14 protein-coding genes are annotated in these 18,992 nt (G+C 65.1%); 9 read left to right on the forward strand and 5 right to left on the reverse strand.

The genetic code is table 11. The annotated features are described in order from the left end of the window. The first annotated feature begins 12 nt into the window (after positions 1-12). Complete coding sequence (locus DMB86_RS02200; protein WP_113716364.1) at positions 13-1,737, forward strand: ABC transporter family substrate-binding protein; 1,725 nt, start codon at positions 13-15, stop codon at positions 1,735-1,737. A gap of 72 nt (positions 1,738-1,809) precedes the next feature. Here DMB86_RS02200 and DMB86_RS02205 read toward each other — a convergent pair whose 3' ends face one another. The 3 genes from DMB86_RS02205 to DMB86_RS02215 are packed head-to-tail and all read right to left on the reverse strand — an operon-like array spanning position 1,810 to position 4,510. Beyond that, complete coding sequence (locus DMB86_RS02205; RefSeq protein WP_171814335.1) at positions 1,810-2,409, reverse strand: PH domain-containing protein; 600 nt, start codon at positions 2,407-2,409, stop codon at positions 1,810-1,812. Further along, complete coding sequence (locus DMB86_RS02210; protein ID WP_418202316.1) at positions 2,397-2,996, reverse strand: histidine phosphatase family protein; 600 nt, start codon at positions 2,994-2,996, stop codon at positions 2,397-2,399. Before DMB86_RS02210 ends, DMB86_RS02205 begins: the two co-directional genes overlap by 13 nt. A 38-nt stretch (positions 2,997-3,034) precedes the next feature. Continuing rightward, positions 3,035-4,510: a CCA tRNA nucleotidyltransferase gene (locus DMB86_RS02215; RefSeq protein ID WP_227878546.1), complete on the reverse strand. Its 1,476-nt coding sequence runs from the start codon at positions 4,508-4,510 to the stop codon at positions 3,035-3,037. A 182-nt stretch (positions 4,511-4,692) separates the two neighbouring features. Between DMB86_RS02215 and DMB86_RS02220 the strand changes: the two genes are divergently transcribed. The 6 genes from DMB86_RS02220 to DMB86_RS02250 all read left to right on the forward strand — a co-directional run bounded on the left by DMB86_RS02220 (position 4,693) and on the right by DMB86_RS02250 (position 13,023). Further along, positions 4,693-5,232 carry an NUDIX hydrolase gene (locus tag DMB86_RS02220; RefSeq protein WP_171814573.1) on the forward strand — a complete coding sequence of 180 codons (540 nt, stop codon included), beginning with the start codon at positions 4,693-4,695 and terminating at the stop codon, positions 5,230-5,232. A 113-nt stretch (positions 5,233-5,345) separates the two neighbouring features. Then, positions 5,346-7,160, forward strand: a complete 1,815-nt coding sequence (gene murJ / locus DMB86_RS02225) for a murein biosynthesis integral membrane protein MurJ (RefSeq protein WP_113716368.1) — start codon at positions 5,346-5,348, stop codon at positions 7,158-7,160. A gap of 130 nt (positions 7,161-7,290) precedes the next feature. Then, on the forward strand, positions 7,291-8,760 hold the full coding sequence (locus DMB86_RS02230; protein ID WP_129545446.1) for an ABC transporter substrate-binding protein: 1,470 nt from the start codon (positions 7,291-7,293) through the stop codon (positions 8,758-8,760). 123 nt (positions 8,761-8,883) lie between these two features. Then, the gene (gene trxB, locus DMB86_RS02235) at positions 8,884-9,840 is read left to right on the forward strand and encodes a thioredoxin-disulfide reductase (RefSeq protein ID WP_418202295.1); all 957 of its coding nucleotides are present in this window, start codon (positions 8,884-8,886) and stop codon (positions 9,838-9,840) included. A gap of 16 nt (positions 9,841-9,856) precedes the next feature. Next, a complete protein-coding gene (trxA, locus tag DMB86_RS02240) occupies positions 9,857-10,183 on the forward strand; it encodes a thioredoxin (RefSeq protein WP_113716371.1) in 327 nt (108 codons plus the stop codon). 2,027 nt (positions 10,184-12,210) lie between these two features. Further along, the gene (locus DMB86_RS02250) at positions 12,211-13,023 is read left to right on the forward strand and encodes an HTH domain-containing protein (RefSeq protein WP_227878547.1); all 813 of its coding nucleotides are present in this window, start codon (positions 12,211-12,213) and stop codon (positions 13,021-13,023) included. Positions 13,024-13,052: 29 nt separating this feature from the next. On the opposite strand, the gene DMB86_RS02255 is transcribed toward DMB86_RS02250, so the two are convergent. Beyond that, entirely contained in the window at positions 13,053-15,512 is a 2,460-nt protein-coding gene (locus tag DMB86_RS02255) for a tyrosine-type recombinase/integrase (protein ID WP_227878548.1), read from the reverse strand. Further along, entirely contained in the window at positions 15,509-16,672 is a 1,164-nt protein-coding gene (locus DMB86_RS02260; RefSeq protein WP_113716834.1) for a tyrosine-type recombinase/integrase, read from the reverse strand. Before DMB86_RS02260 ends, DMB86_RS02255 begins: the two co-directional genes overlap by 4 nt. On the opposite strand from DMB86_RS02260, the gene DMB86_RS02265 reads away from it, so the two are divergent. Both DMB86_RS02265 and istB read left to right on the forward strand, forming a co-directional pair. Then, the gene (locus DMB86_RS02265; RefSeq protein ID WP_171814336.1) at positions 16,671-17,072 is read left to right on the forward strand and encodes a Mu transposase domain-containing protein; all 402 of its coding nucleotides are present in this window, start codon (positions 16,671-16,673) and stop codon (positions 17,070-17,072) included. The two genes, DMB86_RS02260 and DMB86_RS02265, sit on opposite strands and share 2 nt — an antisense overlap. After that, a complete protein-coding gene (gene istB / locus DMB86_RS02270) occupies positions 17,069-17,839 on the forward strand; it encodes an IS21-like element helper ATPase IstB (RefSeq protein ID WP_113716374.1) in 771 nt (256 codons plus the stop codon). The genes DMB86_RS02265 and istB overlap by 4 nt, the downstream gene beginning before the upstream one ends. Positions 17,840-18,992: the final 1,153 nt, after the last annotated feature.

Genomic DNA, 18,992 nt, shown 5'->3' on the forward strand with positions numbered 1-18,992 from the left:
AGGGAGGAAACAATGAAACACATCAAGAAGATGGTGGGAGCCGGAGTCCTGACTCTGGCCCTGGCCGTCACCGGCTGCAGCGCCGGCGGCGGAGGCAGCGAAAAGCCTGCCGTGGACAACAGCAAGGGAGCTGCCGACTCGGCCACGCTGCCCACCGTCGACTGGACGAAGGCGGACTACGCTGCCGTCAAGGACGGCGGCACGCTGACGCTGGCCATCGACCAGCTGCCGGACAACTGGAACACCCTTCAGGCAGACGGCAACAACGTCTCCACCGGCCAAATCATGGACCCGACGACCGGCGGGCCGGTACGCAACACGGCCGACGGCGGCTGGGAAGTCAACCCGGACTACGCCACCGAGGTGAAGCTGGTCAGCCAGGACCCGCAGGTGGTCGAGGTCAAGCTCAACCCCAAGGCCGTGTGGGAAGATGGCACGCCCATCACCTACAAGGACTTCGCCGCCACGGTCAAGGCGAGCGACGGGACCAACAAGGACTACCAGACGGTTTCCGACAACGTCTACAAGGACATTGCATCGGTCACCAAGGAAGACACGGACCAGAATTTCAAGATCACGTTCAAGAACAAGAACGCGGACTGGCCCTCCATCCTCGGCGGCAGCACGGCCGGCACGGCCACGGCGAGCATCCTGCCGGCCGCCATCGCCTCGGATCCCAAGGCGTTCAATGAAGGCTACAAGGCCAAGCCGCTGCCCTCCGACGGACCATTCAAGGTCTCCAACGTCGACACGAACGGCCAGGTGGTCACCCTTGTACCCAATGCGAAGTGGTGGGGTGAAAAGCCGAAGCTGGACAAGATCATCATGAAGGTGGTTTCCCGTGACGGCCTGGCCCAGGCCTATGCCAACAAGGAACTGGACGCCTTCAGCATCGGCACCAACAAGAACAACTATGACACCGCCAAGAAGCGCGCCGACGGCGCCGTCCAGCAGTCCGGCGGCCTGACCTGGAACCACGTCACGATCAACGGTTCCAAGGGACCGCTGGCCGAGGCCAAGGTCCGCCAGGCCGTGGCCCGCGCCATCGACCGTGAGACCATCTCGGCCAGCCGACTGAGCCCCATCGGCGCCCCGGTCACGAGCATGAACAACTACATCTACATGCCCGGCCAGAAGGGCTACCAGGACGACGCCAGCGCCGTCATCGGCTTTGACACCGCCAAGTCCGAGGCCCTGCTCAAGGAGGCCGGCTACACCAAGGGGTCCGACGGCGTCCAGGCCAAGGACGGCAAGAAGCTGGAACTGACGTACACGCTTGACGCCAACAACCCCGTCTCGGAGCAGATCTTCAAGCAGCTGCAGGCGAACCTCAAGGTTGTGGGCATCACGCTGAAGAACAACACCGTCCCCTCGGACAAGTTCTTCTCCGACTACGTGCTCAAGTCCAACTTTGAGATGACCGGATTTGCCTGGTCCGGCACGGCGTTCCCGGTCTCCTCCACGGAGTCCATCTTCTACCCGGTGAAGTCAGGGCAGAACTTCACCGGCATCACCGATGAAAAGCTCGGTGACATGTGGCAGAAGGCCAACGCCGAACTCGACCCGGCCAAGCGCATTGCCATGGCCGCGGAGATCGACAAGGCCATCTTCGCCTACACGCCCGTCATCCCGCTGACACCGACGCCGAACACCTACGCCGTGACCACCGGCCTGGTCAACTACGGTGCCGCCCAGTTCCAGTCGATCGACTGGACCAAGGTGGGCTGGAAGGCCTAGCGGCACCTGCACGTGCGGGAGGCCCGGTGGTTGAGCTCGTCGAAACCCCCGGGCCTTCCGTGCGTCCAGCGGCTAGGTGGCCGCGCTGATGGCCACCACTGCCAGCAACACCAGGCTGACGACGCCGTGCCCCACGTCCCAGCGTGTCGCCACCGTCTGCGCGGCATCCCCCGCCGACGCGACGCCGGCGGCACCGTCCTTTTCTGCACTGTCCTTTTCGGCCCGTTCCCACGCGTTCCAGGCCGCCTCGATGGCCGCCTGGGTGTGTGCGGTCGCCGGGAGCCGGTTGCTGCCGGCCGGCCGCCCGCCCAGCCTCGGCCCGAGCCGGCCCGCGCCCGGGGCTCCCCAGCTGGGAATCCGCTTCGCCGTGGTTTCCAGGCTGACGCTTTGGCCCACGCGGACGGCCTGGAGCGCGCCGAAGGGGATCCGGTGACTGCGCAGGATGTTGACCACGGTGAGCCCGTCCGCACCGACCGTCAGGCGCGGGCGCCACAGCAGCAGAAAGACGGCCCAGGCGGCCAACGCCAGGGCCGGCAGGAAGTGCCAGGTGGACGCCGCCGTACCGGTGAGCAGCAGGTTCAGGGCGAAGAAGGCGCAAAAAGCCCAGGCGGCGGAGGCCAGGACACGGGTGCCCGTTGAATACAGGGACTCGGGTCCCGCTACAGCCCCCACTGCTCCACGGCCGGAGTCTGCTTGTCCCACCCCAAGGTGCAGACCTTGGCCGTGCCGAGCACAAAGTGGCGCCCTTGGTCCGGGGCAAGGCCCAGCCAGCGGGCGGACAGGATGCGCAGGAAGTGGCCGTGCGCCACGAGAAGAACATTGGCTGCCAACGTCCCGTCGGGCAGCGGCGCCCGCACCCGGTCGACAATCGCATCGGCGCGGGCGGAGACCTGCTCCAGCGTTTCGCCGTTGGGCACTCCGCTGTCCCAAATCAGGTAGCCGGGGTTTTCGGCGCGGACCACGGCACTGTTGATTCCTTCGTAGTCGCCGTAGTCCCACTCGACGGCGTTCGGCTCCACCTCGGCGTCGGGGAAACCGGCAAGCTCGGCGGTCCGGCGGGCCCGCTGCAGCGGCGAGGTCAGCACCAGGTCAAACTCCGTGCCGGCCAGGGCCGGCCGCGCGGAGCGCGCCTGGTCCTCGCCGTCCGCGGTCAGCGGAAGGTCGGTCAGGCCCGTGTACTGTCCGCTGCGGGACCATTCGGTTTCCCCATGGCGCAGCAGCCACAACTTGGGCCCGCCGGGGACCGCGATGTGCGTCAGCGGCGTGGCGCCTGCCGGTTCAACTGCGGGTGCGTTTCTCATGCGTGGTCCTCTGCTATAGGGGCGTGCGCCTCCGGTTCGGCGGCGCGGGATTCCGGCTGCTGCGCCCACCATGCGCGCAGGGCGGCCTCGGCGGCCTCGGCGGACTGCGGGCCGAGCTCCATGCGCTGTTCCAGCAGGAACTTGTAGGCCCTTCCCACCACCGGGCCCGGCTTCAGGCCAAGCATGGCCATGATGGCCGCGCCGTCCAGATCCGGCCGGATCGAGTCCAGCTCTTCGCGTTCGGCCAGCACCGCGATGCGCTGTTCCAGGTCGTCGTAGGCAAATGAGAGCCTGTCGGCCTTGCGCTGGTTGCGCGTGGTGACGTCGGAGCGGGTCAGCCGGTGCAGGCGTTCCAGCACGGGTCCGGCGTCGGTCACGTAGCGGCGCACCGCCGAGTCCGTCCAGCCGGCGTCGCCGTAGCCATAGAAGCGCATGTGCAGTTCCACGAGCCGGCTGACGGCCTTGATGGAGTCGTTGTCAAAGCGCAGCGCCTTCATCCGGCGCGCTGTCAGCTTGGCCCCGGCGAGGTCGTGGTGGCGGAAGCTGACGGCGCCGCCCTGCTCAAAGCGGCGGGTCTTGGGCTTGCCGACGTCGTGCATCAGCGCGGCGAACCGCAGGACAAAGTCGGGGCCGGGCACGGGTCCGTCGGGGCCGGTCTCCAGCGCGGCGGCCTGCTCCAGCACCTGCAGCGAGTGCTGGTACACATCCTTGTGCCGGTGGTGTTCGTCGGTTTCCAGCTTCAGGGCCGGCACCTCGGGCAGGACCAGCTCGGCCAGGCCGGTCTCCACCAGCAGGTCCACGCCTGCCCGCGGGTCGGCGCCGCAAATCAGCTTGATGAGCTCGTCGCGGACCCGCTCGGCGGAGATGATCGTGATGCGTCCGGCCATTTCCGCCATGGCGCGGCGGACCTCGGGGTGGACGGAGAGGCCCAGCTGGGAGGCGAACCGGGCGGCCCGCATCATGCGCAGAGGGTCGTCGGAAAAGGACTGCTCCGGCGTGCCGGGCGTGCGCAGGATCCCCGCGGCGAGGTCGGCGGCGCCGCCGTGCGGGTCCACCAGCTCCAGGGACGGCAGGCGAAGTGCCATGGCGTTGGTGGTGAAGTCCCGGCGCGCCAGGTCGTCCTCGAGGTTGGTGCCAAAGGCGACGGCGGGCTTGCGCGACTCGGGGTCGTACGCCTCAGCCCGGTACGTGGTGACCTCGATGAGGAGCACCCCGCCGCCGGGCTTGCGCTTGCGGAATCCGATGGTGCCGAATTCGCGGCCCATTTCCCAATGCGAATCCGCCCACCTCTTCGCCACCGCCAGGATTTCATCCGGCGTGGCGTCGGTGGTGAAGTCCAGGTCCGGGGACGTCCGGTGCAGGAAGAGGTCCCGGACGGGCCCGCCCACCAGCGAGAGCTCAAATCCGGCGTCGGCAAAGAGCTGCCCCAGTTCAAGGACGGCCGGGTCGAGTTGGGAGGTATTTGGCGCCATGTGCATAGTTACTTAAGAATGCCAGACTTTTCGCTTTTCCCGCCGCCCGACCGTGAGACCCACCCCTGCGCCGCGGCGCCGCGGCACCGTCCCGCCGCGCCGCGGCGGCACCAGCCAACCGGCCCCACATGGCACCTCCACCCTGTCATCATCCCCGCACAAAGGTAGCTAGAGTGGACTTCATGGTCCACCCCGTACCGCGCGCGCCGAAGAGGAACCCACTGCCACCGGCACTGGGCACCCAGGCCGTGCCTGCGGCACCGGCGGCCGCCAGCCAGCTGCCCACGGTGGAGGAAATCTCCGCCGGCGGCGTGGTGGTTGAGAAGCACGACGGCGGCCTGCGCGTTGCGATCATTGCCCGCATCAACCGCGGTGGCCGGCTTGAGTGGTGCCTGCCGAAGGGCCATCCCGAGGGCGAGGAAAGCTACGCCGAAGCCGCCGTGCGCGAAATTGAGGAGGAAACCGGCATTGCCGGGGACGTCCTGGCGCCATTGGGCAGCATCGACTACTGGTTCACCGTCAGCGGCCACCGTGTCCACAAGACCGTTCACCACTTCCTGCTGCGTGCCACGGGCGGTTTTTTGACCATTGAGAATGATCCCGACCACGAGGCCGTGGACGTCGCCTGGGTGCCCGTCGCCGAGCTGGGGCGCAAACTCTCCTTCCCCAACGAGCGCAGGATCACCGACCTGGCCCGCGACCTGCTGCCGGCCTACTTTTAGTCTCCGCCCGGCGTCGTCCGGTTCGGGCGTCGCGTTCGTGCGTCCGGTGCAGGCGGCCTGCCGCGCCGGCCCTGCCAGCGTCCTTTCGGGCTGCAGTGAGATGATGGGGAACGATGTCTAACGAACAACGGGTGAGAATCCCCGCCAAACCCGCCTTTCCGCCGTCGAACGCTCCCGCACGCGGCGCCGCCCAGGCAACGGCCCGGAGGCTCCTCGGCGGCGGACCGGACGGGGACGCCCCCGGCGGCCGCGACGTCGATACGGTGCCTGCACGCGAATCCACGGCACGCTCCAGCGCCTCCATGGCCGTGGGAACGCTGATTTCACGCATCCTGGGCCTGGTCAAGGGGGTGGTGCTGGGCATCGCCATCGCCGGCACCACGGTCTCGCAGGTCTTTGAAGGTTCCAACTACCTCCCGAACATCATCTTCCTGCTGGTGGCAGGCGGCGTGTTCAACGCGGTGTTGATTCCACAGATCGCAAAGGCCAGCCGGCAGCCGGACCGGGGCAGCGAATTCATTTCGCGGCTGCTGACGCTGTGCGTCACCGGGCTGCTGGTGCTGACGGTGGCCGTCACGGCCTTGGTGGTCCCGATCATGGGGGCATCCACCTCGTTCTCCGGCGGGCAGCTGAAACTGGCCATCACCTTCGGCCTGTTCCTGCTGCCACAGATCTTCTTTTACGGGCTGTATTCGCTGCTGGGCCAGATCCTCAACGCCCACAACGCGTTCAAGGTCTACGCCTGGGCCCCGGTGGCGAACAACGTGGTGGCCATTGCCGGCCTCCTCATGTTCATTGTGGTGGCCGGCAGTTCACGGTCCCACCAGCACACGGTGGACAACTGGACCACGACCGAGACCCTGCTGCTCGCGGGCACGGCGACGCTCGGGATCGTGGTCCAGTCCGCCGTGCTGGTCATTCCCGTCAAGCGGCTTGGCCTGAGGCTGCGGCCCAAGTTCGGCCTGCGCGGGACCGGCCTCGGGGTCACGGCCAGGATTGCCGGCTGGACCATGGGAACCATGGTCATTGGCCAGTTGAGCTACCTGGTGGTGCTCCGCGTCGCCACCATCTCCTCGGGAAGCAAGCCTGACGGCGCCGGGGACAGCGGCAGCGCCATCCCCGGCATTTACGAATTCAACCGCGCCACCGAGCTCTACATCATGCCCCATTCCATCATTGCCCTGTCCATTGCCACGGTCATGTTCACCGCGATGGCCCGGGCGGCGGCCGCCCACGACTTCACCGGCCTGCGCAGCTCTCTCTCCGCGGCGCTCCGGACCACGGGCGTGGCCACCGTCTTTGCCAGCATCGCGCTCATCGTCCTGTCCGGGCCGCTGGGCATGCTCTTCGGCGGCAACAGGGAATTTTCCGGACGCCAAATCGCCATCGCGCTGGCCATCCTGGCCATCGGCGCGCCCTTCTTCAGCGTTTATTTCATCCTCAACCGCGTGCTCTACGCCCTCGAGGACGCCCGGACACCGTTCATCATCCAGTGCATCGTGGTGGTCACCAGCGTGGCCATGGTGCTCGGCGCCGCCGCCCTGCCGCCGCGCCTGATCATCTACGGCCTGGCCGTGAGCTACACCCTCAACAACTTCATCGGGCCCTTCCTCAGCCACCACTACCTCAAGAGGCGCCTGGGCAACTACGGAGGCGGGCTGATCCTGCGCGCCTACATGCGGTTCCTGGCCGCCGCGCTGGTGGCAGGAGTGGCTGGCGAACTGGCGCTGCGGGCCTTCGGCAGCTCGTCCCCCACCGGGTTCATGTGGACCTCCATCTCCGCCTCCCTCATGACACTGGTCGTGGTGGGACCCGCCATGGCGGTGGTCTACTTCCTGATGCTCAAGGTGCTGCGCGTGCGCGAACTCGACGACGTCGTCGGTCCCCTGCTGTCCAAGGTCCGTGCCCGGATTCCGTCCCAGCGGTAAAGTTGCGCACACCTGTTCCCGCCGCAACGGCACGGACTACGTAAAGTTCCAGCCCCGTCCTATAGAATCAGTGGGATTACGGCCCGCGCGCGTTGTTCGGGACCCCATGAAGATTTTCAAGGAGGATTCGGTGCCACAACCCATTGATGTGGGCTCCATCCTTGGCGGCCGCTACAAGGTCACCGGCCGCATCCTGGCATCCGCCGAGGATGACGTCATTTTGGACGGCCTTGACCAGGTTTTGAACCGACCGGTCAGTATTCTGGTGTCAGCCGTCGAAAATTCGCAGTACCTGACGGCAAGCGCCCGGGACGTCGCAACGGGCGAGCGTGTCTCCAACGTATCCATTCTCGACCTCGGCACGCAGGAGGACTCCACCTACCTCATCGCGTCCCGCACGGCCCCCGCCGACCTCCTGGACCTGGTGGTCCCCACTGAGCCCTCCGCCGGCCAGCACGACGACGGCGTCTACCACGAGCCGTTCTTCACCGACACCCTGGGCACCGAAATCTTTGGTTCGTCCCGCGACGCCGCCCCCGCGTCCAGTCCTTATGTCTACGAAGATAACAGTCCGGTGACGCCCGCCCATCCCGCGCCGGCGGTCACGAGGACCCCTGCCCGGGCGTCCGCAGAAGAGCCGACGTCCGCCCAGCCGGTGGCACCGGTCCCTCCCGTACCCACGCCCGCAGCCCCCGTCGCCCCTGCCCCGGCGGCGCCTGCGGCACCGGCCCCGGACCCGGCCGCAACCACGGCAACACCCAAAGTCACGCTGTGGAGCGACGACGACTACGGCTTCATCAACGAAGACCACGACGCCTCCGCCACCGCGCCTAAGAAGGGTGGCATGTTCCCGGCCGCGGTCCTCGCCGCGAGCGACAGCTACGAGTCCTTCGACGCCGAATCGGACGACGGTGATGACGACTCCGACGACGGCAATGCTCCCCGCACCGGGGGCCGCTGGCTGACCGGCGTCATCGTTTCAGTGTTAATCGTCGCGGCCCTGATTTTTGCCATTTCCCACATCGGCAGCCTGTTCAACGGCGGCAACGTCGCCCAGGACGCCAAGTCCACCACCTCCTCCTCAAGCCAGCAGAGCACCGCCGCCAAGTCAAGTCCCAAGGCGCCTGCCCCTGCCCCCGCAGTGGCGCCGGCCATCGCCGGCATCACCGACGCCACCACCTACCTTCCGGGCCAGACGCACTACAACGACATGTTCATCCCACGCCTGCCGGACGCCGTCGACGGCAACAAGGGCACCTACTGGCCCACAGTCGAGTTCTCCAACGACACCTTCGCCGGCGCGGCGGACAGCATCAATCTCGCCGTCGGGCTGAAGCAGGAATCCACCATCAGCTCGGTGACCATCAACCAGATTGGCGGTTCCGGCGGGCAGTTCAACATCCTGACCAACAGCAAGCCGTCCCTGGATGGTGCCACCAAGATTGGCAGCGGATCGTTCAGCGCCCCCGATTTCACCTTGAAGGCCGCCGCGGGCGTCAAGGCCAAATACGTGATCATCAACTTCACCCAACTGCCCCGGCTGCAGCCGTTCAAGGTCTATCCCTTCGGGCTGAAGATCGCCGAGATCAGCGTCAAGTAGCAGCCCCGCGGGCCCCACAGCCGGGCCAGGACGGAATAATCCGGCGCACGTGCAAGTTGTGCCAGAGAAGCCACCGACACAGCCTTCAGGGGCTGAATCATGAAGGAAGAGGAACACGCACCCGTGACCACGCAAGCTACCCCCGCCAGCGATGTCCGTGACGTCATCATCGTCGGCTCCGGCCCGGCAGGCTACACGGCCGCCATCTACACGGCACGCGCCGACCTCAAGCCGCTCATGATTGCCGGTTCCGTCACCGCCGGCGGCGAGCTGATGAACACCACCGACGTGGAGAACTTCCCCGGCTTCCCCGATGGCATCATGGGTCCGGACCTGATGGAAAACTTCGGCAAGCAGGCAGAGCGCTTCGGCACCGAGGTCATGTACGACGACGTGGCCTCCGTGTCTCTCGACGGCGCCGTCAAGACCGTGGTCCTCGCCGACGGGCAGGAGTTCAAGGCCCGCACCGTGATCCTCTCCACCGGCTCCGCCTACCGCGAGCTGGGCGTTGAGGGTGAGAAGCGCCTGGTGGGCCACGGTGTCAGCTCCTGCGCCACCTGTGACGGCTTCTTCTTCAAGGGCCAGGACATTGCCGTCATCGGCGGCGGCGACTCCGCCATGGAGGAGGCCATCTTCCTGACGAAGTTTGCCGATTCCGTGACCGTGGTTCACCGTCGCGACACGCTGCGAGCCTCCAAGATCATGCAGGACCGGGCCCTCAACCACCCGAAGATCACGTTCATCTGGAACTCGGAGGTCGCCAGCATTGAGGGGGACGCCAAGGTAACGGGCGCCACGCTTAGCAACCTCGTCACCGGCGAGAAGAGCAACCTTCCCGTCACCGGCATTTTCGTTGCTATAGGCAACGACCCTCGCGTTGACCTCGTCAAGGATGTTCTGGAACTGACCCCGGCCGGCACCATCGCCGTCGAGGGCCGCTCCTCGAAGACGTCCATTCCGGGCGTGTTTGCCGCGGGCGACGTCGTCGACCCCACTTATCGCCAGGCCATCACCGCGTCCGGTTCCGGCTGCGTGGCAGCACTGGACGTGGAGCACTACCTTGCCGACCAAGATTCCTAAGAGAAAGTAGATTGCCATGAGCAACGCAAAGAGCGCGACGGACGCTACGTTTACCGACGACGTCCTGAATTCCAACAAACCCGTGATCGTCGATTTCTGGGCCGAATGGTGCGGCCCCTGCCGCAAGCTTGGTCCCATCCTCGACGAGATGTCCGTGGACTACGCGGACAAGGTCGAGGTCATCAAGGTGGACGTTGACGCCAACCCGGCCATCTCCGCCAAGTACGGCATCACGTCCATCCCGGCCGTCTATCTGTTCCAGGGTGGCGAGGTCAAGAGCACCGTCATCGGTGCCCGCCCGCGCCAGTACTTTGAGAAGGAATTTGCCGACTACCTGCAGTAGCGGCAGGTGGCTTAAAATGGTTGTGGACCGGACAAATGTCCGGTCCACAACCTTTAAGCGCTTCTCCCAGATTGATCCTAAGCGCCACGCTCCGAACTGCAGCGCCCCGGTTTCAACGCGCAAAACCGTCGAGGTTCGAGATAATGACCTCCCTCCCCGTCGAGGTTGGAGATACCCCCCCTCTGCTGAACCTTTTGTTTCACGTGAAACGATGTGGCAGCAAGGTCACCTGGCGCCTGATGGTCACATCCGAGCACGCTGATCGCCCGCGCTGGCTCCACCATGGGATAGCATGCGGCGGACCGTATGAAAGTGGATTTCGAAGGGTCCTTCCAGAGCAAAGCCAGAAGCGACCTCCCTCCCTTGGCACGCACGCGTCGCGAGCCACGCACCAGCGCCATGACACGGACGACAGATCTGTTGCGTATCCACTCTCCTCGTTTGCACACGCATTAATCACATCACCGACAGTCGAACTGATCATTTCGATGGGACCATGCCCATGGACCATCCATAACGGTACGTTCCGCTTGCTTGAACCCGCACTCACAGGCAGTGGAAGTAGATGGGTTCCTCGCCTTACGGTGCTGAACAAGGTGAACCCGGTGGGTGGCCTCCAATGGACAGGTGCCACCGAGATAGGTGGGCACCATTAAGAGCCCACCGCGGTAACAGATCCGCGGACTCATCCGGCGGGTCTCCACTTCGTTCTCGGCTGGCGCCGCCGCAGCAAGACGGTATGGGCTGGCAGGACGCCCCGGCTCCGCTGCAAGGCAGAGCCTCCCCGCAGCCCGTTCCAGCCACCGATTGATCGGCCTTTTGGGCAGGTTTCCGGTCCCCGAACACGGTGGCAGTGGCTTACAGCTCCCCGGTGACGAACGGGATGCCGTCCGATTTGCAGTGCTCCCCGGTCTCCCATGCCTGTCCAGGCGTGGGTGGGTGTGCCCGACTTTCAGGGCCTGCTGGCGGTGCCGACGAGAAGTGGCTGCGGGGCCCGATATGCGTCAATATCGGCGAAGCACCCGTGTGCCGGCATCGAAGCGGCTACCGTCATAGAGCAGCGAGCCGACCCAGACCTTCGTGCCGTCCTACTCGAACTGGCGCCACTCCATCCCGTCGAGCTGTCAACCTCCATCGGATACGACCGAGCCAACCGCATCCAGACGCTTTGTGGTTTCTTGCGGGGATTGGTGTCCGTCAGGCCCGCCTCGGACAGTTTCCTGCCGGTCGTTGCCACCGCAGGGACCTTCCCAACCGGACTCGTCGGTATCACCACCTTCGAAGCAGATTGACCGCGGGCCTAGGTCCCACGCCTATCTCCTCAGGTGCTACCGGATGCGCCAAACCATACCCTGAGAGTGGTCCCCTAGACTCGCGCGGTGGTGTGGGCCATCGAATGCGGACTGAGTGCCTTGTCGCCCTTAGCGAGGCAGTGTTTCGTGACCTCCCGTTGGGAGGCGCCTGCTGATCTCCACTTGTTTGCAGACCCGCGAGATGCTCGCTGCCTCTGACAGGTGCACGTAGAACTCAATGATCTGACGGGGCATCGAACCAGACAATGTATTTGACATATCGCACCATCCAAAGCACCCGTGGCCACGATTGGGCCGGCCAACACGCCTCCTCCCTGTAAACGCTGCCTGAGAGAGGATCCTGTCGTTGCAGGTATCCATAGTGCAATGGGTTGCCGTAACTGCGTCTCCACTCCACGGTGGCGTGTAGCCGCTGACCACCCTTGCGGCGGCCCCGCCGGCGCCGCCCGCGCCAGGCGGACACGTCTGTTCAGAGCCGCCATTTGGCTGGAATGGTCATAGCGGAGACGAAGAAGTGTACTTAGACTGGCGCCCACCGTAGGAAGCTCCGATTCAGCGAGGTAGAGGCCGCGGCGACGTTTCCGACTGCCGGAAAGGGATGGGAACGGGCTCCCCACCGAAGGTGTGTCGACGCCAACCGAAAATAGGGCCAGTTTTGCCAAGTGAAAATGAGGCCACCTGACATCATTGAAGGTGATCAATTTGGATGATTGGGTGACTATCCGCCACCGCTTTGCGAACGAGAAGATCTCGAAGCGGGAGTTGGCGAAGCAGCTGGGTGTCTCTCGCAGGACCGTTGATCGGGCGTTGGCAGCGGAGACCGCCCCGAAGTATGAGCGCCGGCCTGCTGGTTCGTCGTTCGACGCGTTTGAGAAGGATGTGCGGCCGGAGTACGCGCCGGCGGATCCGGCGGACCGGCTGGTCCATGAACCGGGCAAAACGGTGCAGTGTGATCTGTGGTTCCCGCACCAGGGGCTGCCGTTGGGGTATGGGCAGGAGGGCAAGCCGCCGGTGTTGGTGATGACCAGCGCCTATTCCGGCTTCGTGCAGGCACGGATGATTCCCTCCCGGACCACCGAGGACCTGCTCGGGGGCATGTGGGAGCTGATCCAGGAAGCGGAGGCCGTCCCGGCCCGCCTGTTGTGGGACAACGAGACCGGGATCGGGCGCGGGAAGCTCACCGAGGCTGCCAGCGCGTTCGCCGGTGTGTCGGGCACCGAGATCAAGCTCCTGCCGCCGAGGGACCCTGAGTCCAAGGGCATGGTGGAGCGGATGAACGGGTTCTTCCGGCGCGGGTTCATGCCGGGCCGGGACTTCATTGACCCGCATGACTTCAACGACCAGCTCATCGCCTGGCTGCCACGGGCCAACGCCCGGTACACCCGCTCCCGCGGCGGCACGCCGGCGGACCTTGTGGCTGCGGACCGGGCGGCGATGCGCCCGCTGGGCCCGATCGCACCGGATGCAGTTTTCCGCAAGGAAGTCCGGCTGCCGAGGGACTACTACGTGTTCTCTGAACTCGAATGAGTCATATATATCATCGCGAATCGCCGGCGTCAGCCAGCGGGCTGGTGGCCGATGGTCGGGATGCCGAGGGCGACGGATGTGTTGGTGCGCCGTTGCACTTGGGCCAGTTTGTCTTCGGCGCCGGCGAGACTGACTTCGAGGCCTTCGACTTCACCGAGCCAGCCTTGCTCATGGGCTTCGACGACGCGGGCTTTGAGGTTGTCGCGGATCTCGAGTAGGCGGGTCTGCTGGTTCGGATCGGGCCAGAGCAGGGAGCAGCGGATGCAGGCGTGTTCGTGGATGCAGTTGCTGCCGAACGCGCGGCCGCAGGTCCCGACCGATACCTTGCGGCGTTGGAAATGGCCAAGGAATTGCTGCCACTCGTCGTCGGTGGGCTCGCGGTATTCCTCGCTCGGTCGCAGGGCGCGGCGCCGGGCTATAAACGCCCGGTGGGCGGTGATCGTTTCCTCTGGATAGACGGCCTTGTATCCCATGGTGACGCCGATGTCCTGGTGGCCGGCGATGACCTGCGCGATGTGCGGCGGAAGCCCGTTCATGATTGCATCGGTGATGAAGATCCTGCGGAAATCATGCGGGGTGAACCGGAGCGGCTGCCCGTCATCAGGGCCTGTCAGGCCGGTGCGTGCCAGCGCTTCGTCGAGCAGGGTGGAGACAAATCGTGCGGTAATGGCACGGTGTTCGCCGTTGACGAGGTGTTGGAACAGGAGCGGGGCAGGTCGGCGCCAAACCAGTTCGTGTTCGTCTCTGGCGCTGACCAGGGGGATGGTGCCCTCGGGTTTGCGGTGGCGGCTGATGATCGTGGAAAGCACCTCGGCCAGTTCGGGGCTGACCACCAGCAACCGTTCGGTGTCGGTTTTAGACGGGGCGATCTGCAAGAGCGGAACGAGTTCCCCACTGTCCGGCAGCCGGTATTGGATCAGGCTGTGGTGGCTGATCTCAAGCAGTTCCTCGATGCGGACGCCGGTGTGCCGCAGCACCTCGATGACCGCCCACGCCCAAAATGCATGGTCTTCATCGCGGTTGAGCAGGGTTTTTTTGGCGGTGTCCGGGTTGGTGACCCAGACGTTGGCCTGCGTGCCGTGCGGACGTTTAATCCTGGTCATGGTGATGCCGTCGGAGGTGAACGGTTCGCCGGGCGCGGCGCGTAGCCCGGCGGCGAGGAGCGCTGTTGATTGACGGCGCCAGGTGGTGGTGGAGTTGGTCAATACGGGCATTACCGGCAATCGGGAGCGGGTGCGGCTGTCCATGCGCGCCTTGCGGTGCCGCACCATTTTCCGGCGTGACAGATCGTCCTGGCTGATAGGACACGGTGCCACCCATGGGGCCCACCGGCTAGGGTCTTCTAATGCCCACTGGGACAGGTCGAGGTAGAACGCCCGGACCGCTGCCAGAATATCCAGGTGCGACAGTCGCTCGGTCTCGATCTGGATTTCCTTGCCGTCGCGGACAATGGTGCGAATTTTGGTGCTCAGTCGTCGCTTCCACGCCCCGGCAATATTGCGGGGTAGGTTCAACGATTCGATGCCCTGGTGGTGGCGTTCCAGGTCGGCCCAGAAGCAGCGGACCAGCGCGTAGGCCAGCGACAGCAGTGTGGAGTAGTCGACGGACGGCTGCCGCTCACGCAGGTAGTCGACCAGCAGGTCGCGTATTGGGATGCAGGCAATGTTGTAGCGGTCGACGAGTTGTTCGACGGTGCGTTGCCCGGTGCTGTGGATCTGTTTGAGGCTCGGTACGTCTGCTGTAATGATCCCGGTTTGCCGCAGGACGCGGATGCTCGCCCCGGCTGAGGGTGCTTTGGCGCGAATCTCCTTCTCCAGGTCGATGACCTCGAGGACATCACCGACGGTGATGTCCTCGACTGTGCCGCCTTTTGCGGCGACGATCACGGCGCAACGAAACAGCACGTGCTTGCCCACGTCGGTGCCGACTGTCTCGTCACGCTCGCAGTGGTCGCCCAGCCGGGCGAATCCTTCACCGTCGCGGGTACGGGTCAGGTGACGGACCAGCTTGCGTTTCTTTCCTCCGGTCAGCAGCCACCGCAAGGACGGGCGAACCACATCGAGTCCGACGGCGATCAGGAAGGAACTGGTCATCACCTCCAGCCGGGAGGGCGAGTAGTCGCCGCGCTCACGTAGCCACCGGGCGGGCAGCTCGGCCCAGTCGTCGCCCGCCGCGTCCGCTCCGCTGGCCAGCCATCGTTCCTGCCAGGTGTCGCCCGGGTGCTCTGACAACCAGTCCAGGAGCATCAACAATCCGCGAAGGCCCAGCAGCCGCATCGATTTCGATACCGGGGCACACAGCGCTTCCGACGCCCGTTGATCCAAGGTCCGCCTGTCAACGCCGGTGGCCGGCCACCGATCGACGGTGGGCCTCGGGGGAAACCGTGCCCGCCATGCGGCCACGTCCCTGGTGTCATCCGACTGTGGTGGCCAGTCGCCGTTGGTGTCTTTGCTTTGTTCTGCCGGGGCCATAACGGCGCTGATGCTCATGGTGTGGCCTTTCCAAAGAGCACGGCGAGGGTTTCTGGCGAGTAGCCCGGCGCCGCCGGGGGCGGCTGCTCGATGCGGTCGCGGGCGGAGTGGTGCGCCAACACGCGGGCGATCACGTCCTCCTTTCGCGGCGTGATGTAAATCTGGGTGGTCGTCAGCCGGGCATGACCAAGGACGTATTGCACGTCTGTGAGCGGCATCGAGGGGTCCTCGGCCATCCGGTAGGCAGCGGTGTGCCGAAGCGCGTGTAGCGTTGCTTCTTGGCCGGCCGCCTGGCCGGCACGCTCAAACATCCGGTGTGCCGCGTGGTAGGTCAATGGCCGCGCCGGCCGGTCCAGCGTCCACCACAACGGCTGCAGCGGACCCTGCCCGATCGCATCTTTCATCTCGACCTGATACAAACGTAGCCACACAAACGCGTCTGGTGACGCCGGCAATTCCTGCACTTCCCGGGTTCCCTTGCGCACCACCGTTATCAGTTGCCTTCCGGGGTCCACGCCTCCCTGAGTGGCCGATAACAACTCCGAGGCGCGCGCACCGGTAGACACGTAGAAGGCCACCATGGCGCGGTCCCTGTTCGAGCGCAACTTCGCGAAGATGTCGTCGAAAACCCGATCAGGGATGCTCCGTGGAATCCTGCGCTGCGGCTTGGGCCGGTACAAGCCCGACTTTTCCAGCCGGTAGGGATCCATAGGATTGTGATGGGCGTTCGCCCGTCCGGTGCGTCGGGACCGAGCAAGCGGGAACGGATTGACCAACGGGCCCGATCCGACATCGCGGTGGAAATCGTAGAAGCCCCGCAGCACCGTCTCGCTGTGGAGCCGGGCCGAAATTGAATACCCGCGGCCTTCCCGGGCCACTACCGCCAGCCAGCGGCAGAAATCCCGCGCCTCGATCCGGGATGCACGATCCCAGGCCACGCCAATCGCCCACAAGAAACGGAACCAGCGCAGCAGATCCATGCCATACGAGCGGACGGTTGCCTCGCTGCGCCCGGCCGCCAGCAGATCAGCGAAAAACGCCTCGACGGCATGGACTGTTCCGCCGTCCGCGCCCACCAGCCGATACGGCTCCCACCGCGACCCGGTTGCCTCCAGCGAACCGACCGCAGGCACACGCAGATATTCCAACTCCCTGGAACAATCAGATTCTTCGACCATGATCCAAGACGCTATGTCCCCAGCTGACCCGTCCCTCTGCGACATGCCCAAACCCGGCAGGCTGTTCAGTCAACAGGTGCGGGTGCATTCGAACGACTATTCCGTGGATCCGTCCGCGATCGGGCGGATGGTGCAGGTCACCGCGGATTTGGATACCGTCACCGTCACCGCCGGCGCCACGGTGCTGGCACGGCATGAACGCCGGTGGGCCAGGCACCAGATCTTCACCGACCCGGCCCATGTCAGTCGCGCCGCCGAGCTGCGGCGGGACTACCGGTCCTCCATGGCCAGGAAACCTCCAGGGCAGGCCGTTGTGCAGGAACGGGACCTTTCCGTCTACGACCAGGCCTTCGGCATCACCACCGGCGAAGCCCCCGAGCTGGTCGGGGCAACGCTATGAGCGCGGTGGCAGCCAATGCCGGCAGGGACATTGAGTACTACGCCCGGGCGCTGCGGGCGCCGCGGATCGGGGACGGCTACCGGCACCTGGCCGACACGGCCCGCACCGCGGGCTGGTCCCATGAGGAATACCTCGCCGCCGTCCTCTCCCGGGAAGTCGCCGAACGCGAAGCTTCCGGCGCCGCGTTGCGGGTCAAGGCCGCGAAGTTCCCCGGGCACAAGACCCTGGAGGAGTTCAATTTCGACCACCAGCCCGCCGCGGACCAATCCCTGATTGCCCACCTGGGCACCGGGGTGTTCCTGGAGGAAGCGAAGAACGTGGTCCTGCTCGGCCCGCCCGGCACCGGCAAAACCCATCTGGCCGTCGGCATCGCCACCCGGGCCGCCCACGCCGGGCACCGGGTCCTGTTCGACTCCGCCATCGGCTGGGTCGCCCGCCTCGCCGAGGCCCACAACCGTGGTCAACTCGCGGCGGAACTCGCCAAGCTCCGCCGCTACAAAGTCCTCGTCATTGACGAAGTAGGGTACATCCCGTTCGACCAGGACTCCGCGAACCTGTTCTTCCAGCTCGTCTCCTCCCGCTACGAGCGGGCCTCGCTGATCCTGACCAGCAACCTGGCCTTCAGCCGCTGGGCCGACGTCTTTGGCGACGCCACGATCGCCTCGGCCATGATCGACAGAATCGTCCACCACGCCGAGGTCATCAACCTCTCCGGCAACAGCTACAGGCTCCAAGGCCGACTCAAGCCACAAACTCTGGCACAATAAAACAACACACCGTGGCCCCGTTTTCAAACGGCAAAAATGGCCCTATTTTCAGTCAGCGTTGACGAGCGGGCCAACTTCCCCTTGTGGCTTTACGTCGCGTCAAAGAATAGCGACCTCGCGGCAGTACGACCGGAAGCCTGAACATTGCGGAGCTCAATCGTCCCCGCACCACGGACGTAGACAAGTATTGCGAGACCCAGACAAGCACAGGTGGGAATACCGCCTTCCGCCATGCTCGGATCCTCACAGAGAATTCCCGCAGGCTGCGGGCGCCGCCTTGGGCCCGGGTCTCCGCCAACTGTCAAGAACTCCGAGGCGCGCTGCGAACCATAGACAACCTCGCCCCCTCAGCGGTGATGGGATCGTACTCATCGACAGATGGCATCGTGGACCACGCAGCGGCACAATCGGCAATCACCGATTCCAGCGAATAGAGTCCACGCTGTACCTGAGGCGTTTAAAAGGTCGCATGACAGAAGGCGCTCCGTGGGACCAATCCGGCGACCTTCACATCCTCAGCCAGTGCTTACTGGTCAACGTTCAGCGGCGACGACCTCATGGCAGATCGGCACAACGATCGACGGTTGCGCAGAACGCCATCTTTTAGCTGCAACTTGAAACTGACCATTCGCGGCAACGTTGAGGTGGACATGTCCGGCACCGCTTTTGACGACTTGCGGCAACGAGGCTGAAATCATTCGTTCGGCGCGACCGGCATCTCCATGGCGTCCAACGCTGTTCCCGCAGGCACAGGTCCTCCTGGGCTCAATGGAGCTCCATGGGTTCAGCAATCAACCAACAGCAATCCAGGCTTGCTCCAAGAGGCGTTGGAACATTTGCCGACCTGACTCTGAAAGCCGTGCAAGGAGCGCCCCGTGCGAGTCCGCCACGAAGAGAGCCGCCAGGTAGCGGCAGCGCTGGTGCTCCGCTCGGACCAGCCGCTGTCGTCGCGCCCCATTCCAGGCACGTCCTGGGCCGCCTCGTCATGCTCATGCTCATGCTCAACCGGACCATCACGGCTAGAGCAGTCAAAATCACTGCTGCCTCGGTGGCATTACTGCACGGAAGCATTCAGCAACATACCCCATCGCAGACGGGTCTGTGTCTGGCAACTCCCCGTGCCGCCCTTCAGACTGGCAAAGGGTCCGCGCCG

The sequence above is a fragment of the Arthrobacter dokdonellae genome (genome assembly GCF_003268655.1).
GTDB classification, from domain to species: domain Bacteria; phylum Actinomycetota; class Actinomycetes; order Actinomycetales; family Micrococcaceae; genus Specibacter; species Specibacter dokdonellae.

Excerpts from the sequence above, each read along its gene's own strand:
- DMB86_RS02255 (WP_227878548.1), bottom strand. The coding sequence starts at position 15,512 with ATGAGCATCAGCGCCGTTATGGCCCCGGCAGAACAAAGCAAAGACACC.
- istB (WP_113716374.1), top strand. The coding sequence starts at position 17,069 with ATGAGCGCGGTGGCAGCCAATGCCGGCAGGGACATTGAGTACTACGCC.
- DMB86_RS02220 (WP_171814573.1), top strand. The coding sequence starts at position 4,693 with ATGGTCCACCCCGTACCGCGCGCGCCGAAGAGGAACCCACTGCCACCG.
- DMB86_RS02200 (WP_113716364.1), top strand. The coding sequence starts at position 13 with ATGAAACACATCAAGAAGATGGTGGGAGCCGGAGTCCTGACTCTGGCC.
- DMB86_RS02215 (WP_227878546.1), bottom strand. The coding sequence starts at position 4,510 with ATGGCGCCAAATACCTCCCAACTCGACCCGGCCGTCCTTGAACTGGGG.
- DMB86_RS02265 (WP_171814336.1), top strand. The coding sequence starts at position 16,671 with ATGATCCAAGACGCTATGTCCCCAGCTGACCCGTCCCTCTGCGACATG.
- DMB86_RS02260 (WP_113716834.1), bottom strand. The coding sequence starts at position 16,672 with ATGGTCGAAGAATCTGATTGTTCCAGGGAGTTGGAATATCTGCGTGTG.
- trxA (WP_113716371.1), top strand. The coding sequence starts at position 9,857 with ATGAGCAACGCAAAGAGCGCGACGGACGCTACGTTTACCGACGACGTC.
- murJ (WP_113716368.1), top strand. The coding sequence starts at position 5,346 with ATGTCTAACGAACAACGGGTGAGAATCCCCGCCAAACCCGCCTTTCCG.